Origin of the sequence: Wolbachia endosymbiont of Drosophila bicornuta, from assembly GCF_028982105.1 — a bacterium.
Lineage (GTDB): Bacteria > Pseudomonadota > Alphaproteobacteria > Rickettsiales > Anaplasmataceae > Wolbachia > Wolbachia pipientis.
Genome location: NZ_JAPQLF010000122.1, coordinates 43,365 through 59,625, shown reverse-complemented (window position 1 = coordinate 59,625; position 16,261 = coordinate 43,365). Strand labels below are relative to the sequence as shown.

Genomic DNA, 16,261 nt, shown 5'->3' with positions numbered 1-16,261 from the left:
CTTATGGCTATGGTAGAGCAGTAGCATATTATGATCTGTTCGGATTATTGTAAAAAGAGCTATAAATGCTATTTGCTCAATAAGTTCACTGATATTGGTATGGCTAAATTTGAGATAGCTTCATAAATTTATTGTGCGTTACCTACTATCCGAAGAGCGATGCAACAAAGCCATCCCAGTGTCAAGCACTGGGATGACAAGAAAGGCGCTACTTGGATGACATCTTTCAACATTATATCATGAACTTTCTAAAATTCATTGAACTGTGCTTTCAAACGGTGGTGCCGGGGTGTGAGTATAATGATTATCAGTATATAAAAGTCATAGCAGACAGACTTGAAGCGGCAAATGTTGGCAAAATGAGGCGAATAATATTCAATATGCCTCCGCGTTCAATGAAGTCCCTGTGCGCTAGTGTTGCGTGGCCCGCATGGATACTGGGAAATCAGCCAACTGCAAGAATAATAGTTGCAAGCTACTCTCGGCTTCTTAGCGAAAAGCACTCGCTCGATACAAGATGCATAATGCAGTCTAGTTGGTATAGAGAGCTGTTTCCAGAGGTAGAACTATCCAAAGATCAGAATACCAAATACAAATTTCAAACAGTGCAGAGAGGATACAGAATCGCAACGTCAGTTGGAGGGACGTTAACAGGTGAAGGTGGTGATTTCATCATCGTGGATGATCCACTGAGTCCCGCCCAAGCTTTGAGTGAAACGTTTAGAAAGCGTGCTACAAATTGGTTTGACCAGACTTTAGTAGCCAGGCTCAACAATAGAAAAAAAGGAGTAATTGTTCTTGTGATGCATAGGCTACATCAAGAAGATTTAACCGGGCACCTTCTCTCCAAACCGAAAAACATACGGAACCATACTTGTTTACCGATGATATCTGAAAATAAGGAGATTATCTATTCAATCAAAAAGCCAGCGCCTCCTTTTCTTCTTCCTGTCACCCGAGTAACTACAAATGAGTACAAAAGCTGGATTACAGCATCAAGTGCTAGAATGACACCACCCGTAATATTATACTCAAGAGAAGAAGGTCAGTTGCTATATCCCCTCGATGGAGGAAAAGAAGAAGTTGAGATGATAAAGGTTGAACTTGGAAGTTACGCTTTTGCTGCACAATATCAACAAAACCCTCTGCCACTTTCAAGTGGTATAATTAAACGAGAGTGGCTGAAGCGCTATAGAAATTTTTCTGATAGTCTCTCATATGTCACTCAGAGCTGGGACACTGCAGTTTCAACAAGCAGCATGAGCAACTTTAGCGTCTGCACCACCTGGACAAAAGTGGGCAATAAATTCTATTTACTCGATGTATATCGCGCAAAGCTTGAGTATCCAAAGCTTAAAGAGCAAGTTCTGTCACTAGCTGCAAGATGGACACCGCACGCAATTTTAATCGAAGCAAAAACAAGTGGTCAGCAATTGGTGCAAGAGCTAAAGACAAACAGTGATTTACCAATTATCGAAATAGTACCACATGATGACAAACTCACTCGATTTTATCAAATTGTTCCGATTATAGAGTCTGGCAAGGTTTTTCTGCCGCACCAAGCAGTATGGCTGAACGATTTTGAGTATGAGATTTTAATGTTTCCTGAAACTCGACACGATGATCAAGTGGATAGTACCGTGCAATATTTGCAGTGGGTGAGAGATAGTAGCTCTAGGGTCGCAGCTTTACGGGCATTGTGATTTAAGCCTACCAGATCCAAGTAGTCAGCTACTTGCATGACACACTGAAAACCGTCATCCCGCTACGTGTTAGCGGGATCTAGAGATACCGCGAATGAATCGCGGTATGACGGTTCGTGGTGGTATGACAGTTCGTGGCGGTATGACGGTTCGCGGTGGCATGACGATAACTTCGTCATTCCGCTATGTGTTAGCGGCTAAGAGATACCGCGGCGGTATGACGGTCTGCGGCGGAATGACGGTTAAGCAATTCGTCATCCCGCTACATGTTAGCTGGATCTCTTGTTAGCAGATGAGATACCGCGAATGAATCGCGGTATGACGGTTAAGTACGTGTTAGCGGCTAAGAGATACTGCGGCGGTATGACGTAGAGCTCGCGTTAGCTATAAGATTAGCTAAATTCTGCACGTCCATAAAAAACAAACCTTCTTTTTCGTCTTGAACGCTAATAATAGCGTGAGTGTTAAAAGGTAAAGGATCATTTGTATGTCCATGGCCTACCCCTTTCATAGTAAATACAGGAAAGTTAACACTTTTTGCAAACCTTTCTTTTACAACTTCAACAAGGTTATCGTTATAGCAGTTAACGAAATCCCCAAAGATTACTGCATGTACTCCATCAAAGATGTGAGCTTGTTTTAGGTGATCTAAACTGCGCTCTATTGCGTATGGGTAGACTCTTATGTCCTCTAAAAATAGAATTTTACCTTTCGCATTTATTTGCCAAACAGTTCCTATACTGTTTTCAACTAAAGTCATATTACCACCGATGATTTTAGACTCTAATCTGCCATCTTTTAGTCTAATGCCATTATTTATCGTCTTTAGGTTATCAAATCTGATAGAATCCCGCTTGTTAAGAATTAACTCTTTCAATTTTTCAACAGAGCTTTCAGAAACGGAGTTATTTACTATCATTTCCAACATGGTGCCGTGAAGAGTTTGCCAATCATATTTAGCTTGTAGATAGATGTGCAAGGCAGTTATATCGCTATAGCCTATGAGGATCTTTTTGTTTTGAGCAATCCTTTCTTTTTTATCATTGGGTAACTTTTCTAGATAGGGAATTAACCGAGAAGCCCCTTCTCCTCCTCTGATACACCAGATTATTTTACTATCACCGGTTAGTGCACTAATCAAATCATTTGCTCTGAATTCATCAGAGTTGGAATAAAATGGATTATCATTACTATATATTTTCTCCGAAATATGGGGATTAAAATCCAAAGCTTCTACATATTCTTTTATAGTAGTCAGATCTAATTCTTTTCCCTTCGAAGAAGGAGCAATAATATCAACTTGGTCGATTGCATGAATACCTGTGTTAGCACATAAAGTGAGAATGAAATATAAAAGGTAAACAATCATTAAAATATCTTATAAAACTCTTTTTTTAGTATATCATCCAATTCAGAGAGTGGAACTTTCACTCCTAGTTCTTCCATTGACGTGACGCCATAACCTTGCAACCCACAAGGAATAATACCATTATAGTGAGAGAGGTCTGGAAAGACGTTAAGCGCTATGCCATGATAAGTTACCCATTTTCTTAAACGGATACCAAAAGCTGCAATTTTTTTTTCTACTCCGTTATGGTTTACCCAAATGCCTATTCTATCTTCTCTAAACTCTCCAAGTATATTAAATTGCTTTAAAACATTTATGATCCACTTACTTAGATCTCTAATATATAGCTTTATATCGCATTTGTTTCTTTTTTTAAGGTTTAACATTAAATATATAATGCGCTGTCCTGGACCATGATATGTGTGTTTACCACCCCTTCCTGTTTTATATATGGGAAATAGTTTTTCAACAATATCATCAGCTGTTGCACTGATTCCTGCAGTGTAAAGTGGAGGGTGCTGGAGTAGCCATACTAATTCGTCTGCTGAATTATTGTGAATTTGTTGAATTTTCTCTTCCATAGATTTTACGGCACAGTTATAATCAATAAGCTGATTAGATATTAGCCATTCTGTCATGTTCAATTTCTTTTTTTTTAGTACAGCAGTTCGTTTTTTCCTGTTATTCCAGTGTGTGACACTGAGCGCAGCCTTTCTTATTCCTAATATACTTAATACTAACTTCTGTGCTATTTCTCCTTAACAAACATAGTACATGACAAATGTTTAATTATTTGTCAACACAGGTCCTCTTTACGTATAGGCAACTTTTTTTATTGAAAAATTCAGAAAAATGTTGTACAATTGTTAGTAGATTTTAGGTAAAACATATGGCAAACTCAAAATTTAGCATAACTTTCAACAACGAAATTTCAGAGTGTCTTGCTGGACTGGCTAAAATAAGAAATAAGTCCATTAAAGAACTAACAGAGAAGCTAATACAAGAAGCAATTGAAAATGAGGAAGATAAAATACTAATTGAGCGTGCTGCTAAACGTAATGTTTCAGGTGTAAAGAAAATTAGAAGTGAGGATGTAGACTGGAATACAATATTATCTTCATAGAAAGCGTTCTTGAGAAAGACCTTCCAGCTCTTCCAAAAACAATAAGATTAGGGATCATAAATGCGATAAATAAGCGCCTTACAGTTGATCCCATTAACCTTGGTGAGCCATTATATTACAGATTTAAAGGACAAAGAAGATTAAGGGTAGGTGATTATCGCGTTATCTATTCCGTAAATATTATAAAATATGAAGTGGTTATCACAGAGATAGGACACAGAAAAGATATTTATAAGTAAGTACATCATATAAATATTAAATATATTTTTACTCCTTCCTGATTCATTTTCTACCTTAGGTGGCTTCGCTCAGCTCAAAAAAAAAGCTCATTCTTTTTGCTACCCCTTATTGTGCCTGCCATTTATAGCTCTTTTTACAATAATCCGAACAGACCGTAATATGCTACTGGCCTGCTATAGCCATAAACACATATCTTATCGCATTCGGACTATTATAAGAAAGGCTATAAATGATCATTATTCAGGTTCTATAAACGCTGGGAGACCGATATTGCTTGAAGGAGGCTTGGAGTGGAAGGAGGTGAGTCTTTCGCCGAGGGATATGGATTTCATTGAGTCCAAACACAGTTCAGCTCGTGATATTGCCCTGGCTTTTGGCGTTCCGCCGCAGTTGCTTGGCATACCAGGTGATAACACTTATAGTAATTTAGTCGAAGCACGCTTATCCCTCTGGGAGCAGACGGTTTTACCAACGCTAGAAAATATTATCTGTCACATGAATTCTTGGCTAACACCAAAATTTGGTGAAGATCTGTGCTTGTCGTATGACAAAGATGCAATAGAAATTCTCATGGAAAAAAGACAAAAGTTGTGGAAATACGTAGAAAACGCAAGCTTCATGACGCTCAACGAAAAGAGAGAAGCATTTGGCTTGCCACCACTGCCAGGTGGTGATGAGTTAGGTTAAGTTTGTATCCGTTCAGATGAGTTCATCGTCCCCTAAACCGTACGCCTAAGTAAATCAACTATTTTTCTTGCCAACCAGAGCGGTGAAGATTTGGTCTACATCAAAACTCATCTTAGGACGCCAAATAGGGCCATCCAAATGCATATCGATATAGATTGGATTACTATAACCTGGTGATATGAAAAAGAACCTGAATATAGAATTTAAAGTGAAGTTAGATAAGGTTAAATTAGAAGAGATTGATCCTGATGCTTGATCAATCCCGAACTGTAAACTAGTTGAACATATACCACTCTTAATACTTGCTTTTCCGCTAATATTTTCAAAAAATGTTTTACCATTATATATATCAATATAAGCAAGTGTGGAAATTTCAGACTTATTCTTACTGCTTAACAAATTAGTGATAAATGAATTAAAATCCACATTAGTAAATTCTATTCCCTGTGCTTGTAAATTTATATCTCCTGATAAGTTACTAGCCCAATCATGAAAACTTTTTCCTTGAGTTTTGATTTCACCATTTAAGCTTACCTGACCATTTACATTGTCAATTCCTATAACCTTACCAATCTTTTTAGTGTCCAAATTTACAATAGAAAACCTTGTATTTATTGAGTCTGATCTTAAATAACCCTGAAAAAACACTTGCCCGCGTTCTAATACGTAACTTGCCTGCCTGATAGTGATAGTGTTGTTTCTCATTACCGCATCCAAATTAAAATCTTTCAAAACATTATGCTCGGTTTTAAATTCTGCAGTATTGATTTGCACATTTGCATCAAAGCCTTCTTTGTCATCCAAAAAATCAAGCTGCTTTGTTGACCATTGAATTTGATCTATCTCATTTCTTGAATTTCTTTTCGTCTCTACTAAATTTGGTAATGTAATAATTTTTCCATTAAATTTACTGCCCGTAAGGTTAACATCTAATAAAGGTTTGGCGTATTTTTGATCTGCTAATATTTTTGCATTACCGGTAATATCGAAATCTTCTCCAGATAGTTTTATTTTATCTGCAACTAGCTTACCTTTTTCCATTTTCAGCAAAAAATCCAAATTTTTAATTTTCGTATCATTCAATGTAAGGTTATTAACACGGGCCTTTATATTTGCATCATACTGAAAATTTTTCAGCCATTGCATTTTAGGTAAACTGCTAAATAATGAATGATCATATTTATCTGCATCAAGATTATGCATGCTAAATTCACCATTGACCACATTGTGTTTTTTTGTATGGCTTACTCTAATTGACCCTTGCAAGGATTCCTTATTATTTAGCAGTCTAATGTCTGAGATAGATAATATTCTTGGTGCAAGTTGCAGTTTGGAACTTAGTGTAAATTGATTTTTCTGGTTTTCTTTCATCTTTATAGAAGGGAAAAAACATGAAATGAATGACCCAAAATCATTTCCTTCGACTAATAAATCGCCGTTGAATTCAGATAGGACATTATTGTTTGAGATCTCTCCTGATAAGTAAGATATATTATTGATTCCAGGAAATTTAAGAAGCGTATTAACTTTTACTTTGCCATCAGTGGATTTTAGTACAGCACGGAAATTGTCCAATATTTTGTTTTGATATTGAATGTTAGAAGCTTCCATATTAAAATTTAAGCTCAAGTTCTTTGGCACAACTGCTCTAAAACATTCCAGAAGATCCTTCATATTCATTCTTCTTTGTGAATCATTTTGTATGGAATCTAAATCAACTTTACTGAAGCTAATATTGAAATTAGTGTGATTGCCTTTTCTATCATTTTGTATTGTACCGCTGGCTTGCATGCTTTTGGAATCAATTTTTAAGTCAGTTGCCGTAAACTCACTTTCATTAAGACTTATATTGGATGATATCTTGATATTTTCGCTAGGAATAACACAAGAGAGAAAGCTAAGATTAATGATTTTTGCTAAATCACTCACAGAACCGGAACTGTTATTAATTGTTAATGTTAAATTACCCTGGAGTTCTTCTTGATTTCTATTACCTGTAAATAGCAAATTTACAAAATTTGATTCAACACTAATGTGTACATTCCTTTTTGTGATATTAACCTTTCCTGAAAAATCGTAATTATTATCACCTACCTTTACTTTACCAAAAAACTGCTTATTTTTTTTTACAGCAACTTCCTTTATGTTAACAATATCAGCGAAATCATTCTTGAAACTTACTTGGCTGTCTTTTATTACTATATTGACTGTGTTACCACTGGCGTTTGTATTTATAATATTCAGTAAATTTTCTTTGTTGCTTTTCATGCCAAACAATGTGATTGACTTTGGTTGCAACGAAAATAAAAACAACGATAGGAACGATGGCCTTATTTCAATTTTTCTTACACTAATTAAATCTGACAACTTTTGCTCTTTATTTTCGTTGTATTGTACGTATACATTATAAATAGTGAGCTTTGTGGTAATCAACGAAACTTTAATTTTTCCCACAATATGCACTTTAGCATCATACGTCTTCTCTAACTCTTTTATGATATATTTTCTGTAGCCACTCCAATCCTTAAAAGTTGCAGCAACATGCATGAGAATTAATAGCAGTGAGATTGATAATATAGCATATAAAGAAAGTCTCATAATTTACACATGCTTAAAGTTTCCCTTAAATATTAAATAGAGAATACCAAAATAAACAATAACACTCAAAGCTATTAAAGTCGTTAAATAAACAATACGAGCCAACATTTTATCAAAAAATAATCCTGCCAACAAAGAATTAAAAATATAAAGGGCTATTGACATGACTGCCGTTGCTACAAAAATTTTCATGACATTTAACAATAACGCTTGGCTAACCTTATACATTTTATTTATTGTTAAATAACTAATTAATAGAATAGAGTTTATCCAAGTGGAAACGGAAGTAGCAATAGCAATCCCCGTATGCTGATACTCGTTCATTAACAAAAGGTTTAGCACTACATTAATTCCAAGACACATTAGCGAAAATATGGTTGGTATTTTCAGATTGCCTTTAGCAAAAAATGTAGGTAACAATACTTTATTTATAATAAATGCAGGTAAAGAAAGAGAAAATGCTATTAAAGTGGGAACAGTTTGCTGCACTGCATAATGATCAAACCGGCCGTAAGAAAAAAGCGTAAGTAAAATTATGTCGGGAATAATGATAAAGGCAGCAGTTGTTGGCATAATTAACATTAATCCTATGTTGAGAGCCTTGTTCTGTATTTTGACTATATTTTCAGTATTATCCACCTGTTTTGAAATTAAAGGAAGAAGCACTGTACCAATTGCAGTACCGATTATTCCCTGCGGTAGTTGATTTAGTCTATCGGCATAATATATATAGGACACCGCATTTGGTATAAAACTCGCCATGATTGTATCAATCCATAAGCTTATTTGAGTTACACAATTGTTGATAATTGCAGGTACCACACGCTTAAAAAACAACCTTACTTCATTGCTTAATTCAAGGCTAAAAGAAAAAGCTGCCTTTAACTTGTATGCACTAAATAGTATCAAAAGTAGCTGGAAAATTCCTCCTATAAGGACAGCTATAGAAAGGTTGTGCGCTGGAGTTTTTACGTAAGGCACAAACAAACTGATGATTAAACAGAGATTCAAAACGATTGGTGCAATAGCTGTTGAAGCAAAATGCTGCTTTACTTGCAGCATTCCACCAATAAGTGATGCAATTGAAACAAAGATTATGTAGGGCATCATAATTCTTGAGAAAGTAACAGTAAGGGTAAACTTACTTTGGTCAAATCCAGGAGCAAAAATTTGAATCATATAAGGGGAGAAAGTTTGCATGATAAGGCAAAAAATTACTAAGATGATAAACTTAATGGATATTACACTACTTGCAAAATTAAATGCCTTTTTATTATCATATGATTCTGTCGAATATAACGGTATGAATGAGGTAGTGAACGCTCCTTCTGCAAAAAATGCTCGAAATAGATTGGCAAAGCGAAACGAAGAAAAAAATATGTCTGCAAGAGAGTTTGCACCAATAACCGTAGCAATCAATACATCTCTTATTAACCCTGAGACCCTTGAAATAGCGGTAAAAAAACTAAATGTGAAAATACTTTTAAACATACCACTACTTCATTAGTGTCAATACAATTAACTATAATGGTAAAAGTATCAATGAAAATATTTATTGGCTAAACTTAAAACCCTCTGCAAAAGGAGGGTTAAATAATCAATTGACTATTTGCGCTCTTATGTTAGAAATTTTATACCTTGGCGGGCGTAGCTCAGTTGGTAGAGCGTCAGTTTGTGGTACTGAATGTCGCCAGTTCGATCCTGGTCGCTCGCCCCACTAAAGTTTTCTACTTTACAGAAATATGAACAAATGGTAATATATCAATTTATTATGGAGGTTGTATGGATAAAGGAGATTTAATACTTTTAGGTGCAGTATCAGTAATATGAGCATTGACAGGTTTGGGATTGAGTTTTACAGCTTTGTCACCTTTGGTTATAGGTGGAATTGTTGCTGCCGTTCCTTCAATATTATTCGCTGCATATTTGATATACAATGATGTAAAAATAGGAGAATTCTCCAAAACAGATCTTTTCATGCTTGCTTGTTTCTGCGTTGCAAGTGCTGCAATTGGAGTTGGCCTTGCTGCAGCCGCAACTGCTATTTTTCCTGGCGCAATGCTTGGAATGGGCTCTGCAGCTTTAGCAGGTGCTGTAATAGGAGCCATAGCACCAATTGCAGGGGTCTTTGCAGCCATAGCTACACTATCTGCTGCTGAAAAAGTAAATGAATACATCATCTCTCCTATAGTCGAGTGTTTTTCTTCAAAAAAGCAGGACGTTTAAGCTAACCAAAAAGGTTTCCGTTATTCCAGTGTGCAACATTGGAATAACAAGATTTGACATTAACCGCTAATAGTTAGAATATTAGTAGAGTAAGAATTACTCAAGAAGGCATGCATAAATATGATGTAGTAGTAGTAGGTGGTGGTCATGCAGGGTGCGAAGCTGCTGCTGCTGCAGCTCGCCTTGGTGCAAACACGCTGCTTATAACTCATAAAATTTCAACTATAGGGGAAATGTCCTGCAATCCAGCAATCGGAGGAGTTGCAAAGGGCGTTGTAGTCAGGGAAGTTGACGCTCTTGATGGAATAATGGGAAGAGCAATCGATCAAGCAAGTATACACTCAGTCATTTTAAATAGCAGCAGAGGTGCGGCGGTGTGGGGACCACGTGCACAGGCAGACCGAAAATTGTACAAGCAAGCAATACAGGAAATTATTCTAAATTATAACAATTTGACGGTAAAAGAAGAGTCGGTTGACGATTTCCTTATAGAGAGTAATAAGAATGTAGAATTGTGCATTAAAGCTGTAATAACAAGCTCAGGGGAACATATACTAACAGGTAAAGTTGTTTTAACTACGGGAACTTTCCTGCAAGGTGTAATTCATATAGGAGAGCAGGTAACTCCTTCAGGGAGAATGGGAGATAAGCCTGCAGTAGAACTTGCAAATACGTTGAAGAAATATAATTTTAAATTAGGTAGATTGCGCACCGGAACTCCGCCAAGGTTTGATCGTGGCACTATAAACTGGTCAATATTGCAAGAACAAGTGGGTGATAATCCACCTGTGCCGTTTTCTTATCTCACAGAAAAAATTAACCAACCTCAGGTATCATGCTTTATTACCCATACTAATGAAAACACGCATAAAATAATTAGAGAGAATCTGCACAGGTCAGCTTCTTCGTATTTGGATGATATTATAGCACCAAGATACTGCCCATCCATTGAAACTAAGGTTAAAAAATTCGCAGAAAAAAGTAGTCATCAAATATTTTTGGAACCAGAGGGCTTGAATGATGATACTATATACCCGAACGGAATTTCGAATTCATTGCCTATTGAAGTCCAGTGTGAAATGATAAAGAGTATCAAGGGACTTGAAAATGCAGAAATACTAAGACCTGGATATGCAGTTGAGTATGACTATATTGATCCACGAGAACTAAGCCATACTCTTGAAACTAAGAAAATTAAAGGCCTATATTTTGCTGGCCAAATTAATGGCACTACTGGATATGAAGAAGCAGCAGGGCAAGGAATTATTGCCGGAATTAATGCAGCACTCTCTGCATCTGAAAAAAAAGAAAGCTTTGTTCTTCATCGCACAGACTCATATATCGGCGTAATGATAGATGATCTAGTCACCAAAGGGGTGATCGAACCTTATAGATTATTTACCTCACGTGCAGAATATAGGCTAGCTATCAGGTCAGACAATGCAGATAGAAGATTAACACAAAAAGGTTATGATATTTCCCTTGTTTCGCATGAGAGATACTCTGTTTTACAGAATAAACTTGAATCCATTAAGCAGCTTGAAGAGAAGTTAGGGAGTCTGACGATTACTCCTGAGCAGCTTAGGTCTTATGGTATCAAAATATCTTATGATGGGATAAGAAAAACGGCACTAGATTTACTTAGCTATCCAAACATCGACTGGAATAAATTACAAGAAATATGGCCGGAGTTAAGCAGCATCACGCGCTGGGATGGCACCGCAATGGGTAGCATAACTAAGAATGAAATATGTGAAGCGGTTGAAATTGAAGCAAAATACAAACCTTATCTAATAAGACAAGAAGCGGATATGAAGTTTTTACGAGAGGAAATTAACACTCAAATTCCAATTGATTTTAACTATTCACAAGTTAAAGGCCTGTCAAGTGAAGTAATAGAAAAGTTGCAGACGATAAAACCAGCGACGATTGGCATTGCAAAGCAAATACAAGGCATCACTCCTGCAGCGATAGTGAGCATATTAGTGTATTTGAGAAACAGGAAAACGAAAGTGGCTGCTAATTTTGTATGAGGTGTTCTATGTCAAAAATCGAAGAATTTCGTTCTTTTATGCACGAGATAAACGTTGATGCATTTATGTTGCATACTAAAGATGAATATTTAAATGAGTATTCAGAGGAGCTAACAAAGCTGTGTGGCTTTACAGGAACAAATGGGCTACTTATCGTTACAAAAGACAACAAGTGCCCATTTTTTACGGATGGACGCTATATTACACAAGCTCGCAATCAGCTCGATCGTGTCAATTTTCAAGTATATAATATACAAGAAGAGGATCCACGCGAATGGATAAAAGCAAACTTAACATCGACTGCCTCACTAGGTTATTATTTGCAATATTTTACCATCGAAGATATAAGAAAGTATGAGAATATCTGTAAATTAATACCATGTTTAGCTGGAAAAAAAAGTGACTATCGAAAACAAGCAGTGGTTTTACATTCTATTAAATATGCTGGTAAAAGTAGTAAGGACAAATGTGAAAAAGTCGCTAAAAGTATAGATAAAGAAGCTGAAACAGTGCTTTTAACTGATCCAAATTCAATTTCGTGGTTATTAAATTTAAGAAATGAAAATGCTAAATATACTCCATGTATATTGGGCCGTGCTATATTGTATAAAAGCGGTAATGTTGATTTGTTTATTCAAGATAAAGAACATTCAACTATAGAAGCAAATTTAGGCAACCATATAAATATTTTTGATATTAGTGAGCTAGAAAATTCGCTGCACAAGCTAAATTCAATAGTTATAGATCCAAACACAACTCCAATGAGTATCATGGCTGTAATAAAAGATAAACAGGTAGCTGAGAGAGAAGATCCTTGTCTAATTTATAAAGCAGCAAAAAACCAAACTGAAATAGCTGGGGCTATAAATGCGCATATCAGAGATGGAGTGGCAGTTACAAATTTTCTATATTGGCTTGAAAATAATGTTGGTACAGAACTTGAAGCTGAAGAAAAGATTTTAGAATACAGAAAAGAGCAGAATTTGTTTAAACAATTGAGCTTTCCAACAATTTCCGCATTTAATGAAAATGGTGCAATAATTCACTATCGTGCAAGCAGTAAGACGAATAAGGTAATTCAGAAAAATGGACTATATTTGATTGACTCTGGTGGCCAGTACCTTGACGGCACAACTGATGTGACAAGAACTGTAGTAGTTGGTAATCCAACTGATGAACAAATAACCCACTATACAATAGTACTCAAAGCTCACATTGCTATAGCAAGTGTCGTCTTTCCCCCCGGCACTACTGGTGGAGAATTGGATATATTGGCACGTACGCATTTATGGAAATTTGGAATGGACTATATGCATGGTACAGGGCATGGAGTAGGAAGTTACCTATCAGTACACGAAGGACCACAAGCAATATCAAAAAGTAATAAAGTAAAATTAGTACCAGGTATGATACTATCCAACGAACCTGGCTATTACATTCCGGTGGAGTATGGAATAAGAATTGAAAATCTGATGTATGTTGACAGGCAAGAGAATGGCTTCTTAAACTTTAAACAACTGACCTCTATTCCATATGATAGAAGACTAATAAATGTGCAAATGCTTACTAAGGATGAAATTGAATGGATAAATGGCTACCATCAATTTGTCTATAAAAACTTAGAAAATAGCGTAAAAGATAAGGAATGGTTAAAGAAGGTATGTGACCCTTTATAAGCAAAGGAGCATTTTTTATTATTTAAAAAGTATTAATGCAATTGTGACAGGTATTTTGTATTGTTTTTAATTTTAAAATAATATATAATAAAGAACACGTATTTTCAGGTAGGTTATAGTTATGGTAGACAAAGGGCAAGAAGATGAATTTATGAGGCAGTATATGGATACTTGCAAAGAGCAAATAGAAAAATTAGCCAAGGATCCTGAGTTGCTTAATCAGACTTTAAAACCATTTATGCAAATGTCTCAGCAGCTTATGGCTGGCGGTATGTTAGAAGGGGCTATGCCTGGCATGATACCTGATTTGGGCAGTATGGATGTTAACAAGATGATTGCTCAGATGAAGGAAATGATTGACCACATAAGAGGTAACTATAAGGAACTAATGAAAGAGCACAGCTCGCAGATTCAAGAGCTTGATGAATCCAGTAAAAAGCTAAGAGGCTTAGTTAAAAAATTGATAGAAAAGATCGAAAGTAAGTAAATAACATCTGGATTTCTGTCATTCTATATACAACTTTCTAGTTGGACGGTAAGTCGAGGTCAATTATTGATGCCATGCAAGTAGTGTAGCTACTTGCATAGCATTTATACCAGTTTTCGTAAATAAATAAGGTACGTTGCTTAAGGCTGCAGTTATAGTGAGGTGTTTTTTCTAGTTTGTTTTCTTATTTCTGAGGTTTATAGCTAAGGTTTTCCCTACGTCATACCGCGATTCATTCGCGGTATCTCAGCCGCTAACGAGTAGCGGAATGACGGTTTTTCAAATCGTCGATGAACCTAAGTTACTTTATCTGTAGTATCGGGAACGTAATTGCACATTGGTTTTACAAATGTGAAAATTAGTGTTAAATAAAAATATAAACGCAAAAGGAAAAGAAATGATTGAACTTAAAGGCCCAGAAATTTGTGCAGGCGGAAATAAGAAAAATTTGATTATTTTTTTACATGGTTGGGGCTCAAGTGGCGATAATTTTATTCACCTTGCCAAAGTTATGAGCAAGTTTTTACTGGATTCATATTTTGCAGTACCAAATGCTCCGTTTGAGAGAGAAATAGGTGATGGTTATCAGTGGTTCAGTTTGGAAGATCGTAGTGAGGAAGCGCTATATAATGGAGTAAAAAATGCTACATCAATTGTAAATCATTTCATTGATACAAAATTAAAGGAGCTTAATTTAAAAGATACGCAACTTTCCTTAGTTGGATTTTCTCAAGGAGCAATGCTTGCAATACATACAGCTCTCACCCGCTCTCAATCCTGTGCATCAGTTGTTGCATACTCTGGTAGGTTTCTTTTACCTTCAAAAACTGCACCAGAGATCAAATCAAAACCTAACATATGTGTTATCCATGGTGATGCTGACGACGTGGTACCTTTTTCGTCCCTCGACTTAGCGGTTAAAGCTCTGAAAGAAAATGGAGTAAATGTTGAAGGGCACCCAATTCATGGATTAGGGCATATTATCAATGAAGAGGGAATAAAATTAGGAGTAGAATTTATCAAGAAGAACTTTAAAAATTAATTTTCATGCACTTGTTTTGCTTTGGTTATGGATATGTAGCTAAATTTTTATCGAAAAAACTACTGAACTTAGGTTGGAAAGTTAGTGGCACATCAAGAAGTAAAAATATACAAAATGTAATCCTCTGTAATTATGAGAAAGTTAGCCAAGGTCTGCTTAAAAGTGCAACGCACGTTTTAATTTCTATTCCTCCAGATGGCGATGATGTTGTGGAGAGATACGGTGATTGCCTGCAAAATGTTAAATGGCTTGGTTATTTGTCTGCAACTAGCGTCTATGGTGATCACTCTGGTAATTGGGTTGATGAGGAATCTAAAACAAAACCTATAGAAATCAGAGGAGAAAAGCGCCTTAAATCTGAAAGGAAGTGGCTAAATAGCAGATTGCCTGTACATATTTTTCGTTTAGCTGGAATATACGGTCCTGGTAGGAACGTGTTAATTGACTTGCAGCTTGGCAAAGCAAGAAATGTGAAAAAAGAAGGGCATTTTTTTTCTCGTATTCACGTTGAAGATATATCGAATATTTTATTTTCTTCCATGCAAAACATAAAACCTGGTGAAATATACAATTGTGCAGACGATTTACCAACTACACGATCTGAAGTGATAATGTATGCGGCCAAACTTCTCAATGTTAGCCCTCCAGAGCCAATTGAGTTACCAGATTATGCACAGAGTTTTTATTTAGGATCAAAAAAAGTAAGTAATGTTAAAATTAAAAAAGATCTTAATGTCTCTCTAATTTATCCTAACTACAAGGTGGGATTAGAGAGTTTGCACGTAAACAAAACTGAAATCACATCAGAATGATAGATAGGCTTATTGTCACTGCCATTAAGTTAAGGAAAGAATGGTTAAAAACTGAACTAAAAAGTCAGAAATAATTAAGGATTTATGACAAATGCTGAAACAGAATAGAGTAAACTTTAAAGTAGATAAACTCTGAAGTGTAAATTATAGCCTTTCTTATAGTAGTCCGAATGCGATAAGATATGTGTTTATGGCTATAGCAGGCCAGTAGCATATTACCATACGCGTCAAGTTAAGGAAATATCGTGAAATATAGCAACATTTGAGATGGGCATTTTATTTGTTA

Annotated in this window: 14 protein-coding genes, 1 tRNA gene and 1 pseudogene; 11 read left to right on the top strand and 5 right to left on the bottom strand. The window is 35.9% G+C overall.

Annotation, left to right across the window (positions count from 1 at the left end; translation table 11 throughout):
- The first annotated feature begins 239 nt into the window (after nt 1–239).
- On the top strand, nt 240–1,703 hold the full coding sequence (gene terL / locus OZD68_RS04585; protein ID WP_182309608.1) for a phage terminase large subunit: 1,464 nt from the start codon (nt 240–242) through the stop codon (nt 1,701–1,703).
- 343 nt (nt 1,704–2,046) lie between these two features.
- On the opposite strand, the gene OZD68_RS04580 is transcribed toward terL, so the two are convergent.
- Nucleotides 2,047–3,072, bottom strand: coding sequence for an LD-carboxypeptidase (locus OZD68_RS04580; RefSeq protein WP_182309597.1), 1,026 nt, complete (start codon nt 3,070–3,072; stop codon nt 2,047–2,049).
- On the bottom strand, nt 3,072–3,770 hold the full coding sequence (lipB, locus tag OZD68_RS04575; protein ID WP_275009099.1) for a lipoyl(octanoyl) transferase LipB: 699 nt from the start codon (nt 3,768–3,770) through the stop codon (nt 3,072–3,074). The genes OZD68_RS04580 and lipB overlap by 1 nt, the downstream gene beginning before the upstream one ends.
- Nucleotides 3,771–3,940: 170 nt before the next feature.
- Here lipB and OZD68_RS04570 point away from each other — a divergent pair, with 170 nt between their 5' ends.
- The 3 genes and pseudogenes from OZD68_RS04570 to OZD68_RS04560 form a co-directional block, all read left to right on the top strand.
- Complete coding sequence (locus OZD68_RS04570; protein WP_010081986.1) at nt 3,941–4,174, top strand: DUF6290 family protein; 234 nt, start codon at nt 3,941–3,943, stop codon at nt 4,172–4,174.
- A complete protein-coding gene (locus OZD68_RS04565; RefSeq protein WP_182309607.1) occupies nt 4,150–4,413 on the top strand; it encodes a type II toxin-antitoxin system RelE family toxin in 264 nt (87 codons plus the stop codon). Before OZD68_RS04570 ends, OZD68_RS04565 begins: the two co-directional genes overlap by 25 nt.
- 214 nt (nt 4,414–4,627) lie before the next feature.
- Nucleotides 4,628–5,101 (top strand): annotated as a pseudogene (locus tag OZD68_RS04560) (phage portal protein); the annotation flags it as partial.
- Between the two features lie 54 nt (nt 5,102–5,155).
- Here OZD68_RS04560 and OZD68_RS04555 read toward each other — a convergent pair.
- A complete protein-coding gene (locus tag OZD68_RS04555; protein WP_182309595.1) occupies nt 5,156–7,699 on the bottom strand; it encodes an AsmA family protein in 2,544 nt (847 codons plus the stop codon).
- A gap of 3 nt (nt 7,700–7,702) precedes the next feature.
- Nucleotides 7,703–9,190 (bottom strand): murein biosynthesis integral membrane protein MurJ, encoded by a 1,488-nt coding sequence (gene murJ / locus OZD68_RS04550; RefSeq protein WP_182309594.1) that lies wholly within the window; start codon nt 9,188–9,190, stop codon nt 7,703–7,705.
- A 150-nt stretch (nt 9,191–9,340) separates the two neighbouring features.
- On the opposite strand from murJ, the gene OZD68_RS04545 reads away from it, so the two are divergent.
- The 7 genes from OZD68_RS04545 (at nt 9,341) to OZD68_RS04515 (ending at nt 15,975) form a co-directional block, all read left to right on the top strand.
- Nucleotides 9,341–9,416: transfer RNA gene (locus OZD68_RS04545), tRNA-His, on the top strand.
- A gap of 131 nt (nt 9,417–9,547) precedes the next feature.
- A complete protein-coding gene (locus tag OZD68_RS04540) occupies nt 9,548–9,925 on the top strand; it encodes a hypothetical protein (RefSeq protein ID WP_259366047.1) in 378 nt (125 codons plus the stop codon).
- Between the two features lie 110 nt (nt 9,926–10,035).
- Complete coding sequence (gene mnmG / locus OZD68_RS04535; RefSeq protein ID WP_182309593.1) at nt 10,036–11,958, top strand: tRNA uridine-5-carboxymethylaminomethyl(34) synthesis enzyme MnmG; 1,923 nt, start codon at nt 10,036–10,038, stop codon at nt 11,956–11,958.
- 8 nt (nt 11,959–11,966) lie between these two features.
- Nucleotides 11,967–13,634 (top strand): aminopeptidase P family protein, encoded by a 1,668-nt coding sequence (locus tag OZD68_RS04530; protein WP_182309606.1) that lies wholly within the window; start codon nt 11,967–11,969, stop codon nt 13,632–13,634.
- Between the two features lie 121 nt (nt 13,635–13,755).
- The gene (locus tag OZD68_RS04525; protein ID WP_182309592.1) at nt 13,756–14,121 is read left to right on the top strand and encodes a hypothetical protein; all 366 of its coding nucleotides are present in this window, start codon (nt 13,756–13,758) and stop codon (nt 14,119–14,121) included.
- Nucleotides 14,122–14,518: 397 nt separating this feature from the next.
- On the top strand, nt 14,519–15,163 hold the full coding sequence (locus tag OZD68_RS04520; RefSeq protein ID WP_182309591.1) for an alpha/beta hydrolase: 645 nt from the start codon (nt 14,519–14,521) through the stop codon (nt 15,161–15,163).
- 5 nt (nt 15,164–15,168) lie between these two features.
- Nucleotides 15,169–15,975, top strand: coding sequence for an SDR family oxidoreductase (locus OZD68_RS04515; protein WP_182309590.1), 807 nt, complete (start codon nt 15,169–15,171; stop codon nt 15,973–15,975).
- An 82-nt stretch (nt 15,976–16,057) separates the two neighbouring features.
- Here OZD68_RS04515 and OZD68_RS04510 read toward each other — a convergent pair whose 3' ends face one another.
- Nucleotides 16,058–16,189 carry a hypothetical protein gene (locus tag OZD68_RS04510; protein WP_275009092.1) on the bottom strand — a complete coding sequence of 44 codons (132 nt, stop codon included), beginning with the start codon at nt 16,187–16,189 and terminating at the stop codon, nt 16,058–16,060.
- Nucleotides 16,190–16,261 lie beyond the last annotated feature (72 nt).

Excerpts from the sequence above, each read along its gene's own strand:
- OZD68_RS04520 (WP_182309591.1), top strand. The coding sequence starts at position 14,519 with ATGATTGAACTTAAAGGCCCAGAAATTTGTGCAGGCGGAAATAAGAAA.
- OZD68_RS04510 (WP_275009092.1), bottom strand. The coding sequence starts at position 16,189 with ATGCTACTGGCCTGCTATAGCCATAAACACATATCTTATCGCATTCGG.
- OZD68_RS04530 (WP_182309606.1), top strand. The coding sequence starts at position 11,967 with ATGTCAAAAATCGAAGAATTTCGTTCTTTTATGCACGAGATAAACGTT.
- OZD68_RS04555 (WP_182309595.1), bottom strand. The coding sequence starts at position 7,699 with ATGAGACTTTCTTTATATGCTATATTATCAATCTCACTGCTATTAATT.
- OZD68_RS04570 (WP_010081986.1), top strand. The coding sequence starts at position 3,941 with ATGGCAAACTCAAAATTTAGCATAACTTTCAACAACGAAATTTCAGAG.
- mnmG (WP_182309593.1), top strand. The coding sequence starts at position 10,036 with ATGCATAAATATGATGTAGTAGTAGTAGGTGGTGGTCATGCAGGGTGC.
- OZD68_RS04580 (WP_182309597.1), bottom strand. The coding sequence starts at position 3,072 with ATGATTGTTTACCTTTTATATTTCATTCTCACTTTATGTGCTAACACA.
- OZD68_RS04525 (WP_182309592.1), top strand. The coding sequence starts at position 13,756 with ATGGTAGACAAAGGGCAAGAAGATGAATTTATGAGGCAGTATATGGAT.
- murJ (WP_182309594.1), bottom strand. The coding sequence starts at position 9,190 with ATGTTTAAAAGTATTTTCACATTTAGTTTTTTTACCGCTATTTCAAGG.
- OZD68_RS04515 (WP_182309590.1), top strand. The coding sequence starts at position 15,169 with ATGCACTTGTTTTGCTTTGGTTATGGATATGTAGCTAAATTTTTATCG.
- terL (WP_182309608.1), top strand. The coding sequence starts at position 240 with ATGAACTTTCTAAAATTCATTGAACTGTGCTTTCAAACGGTGGTGCCG.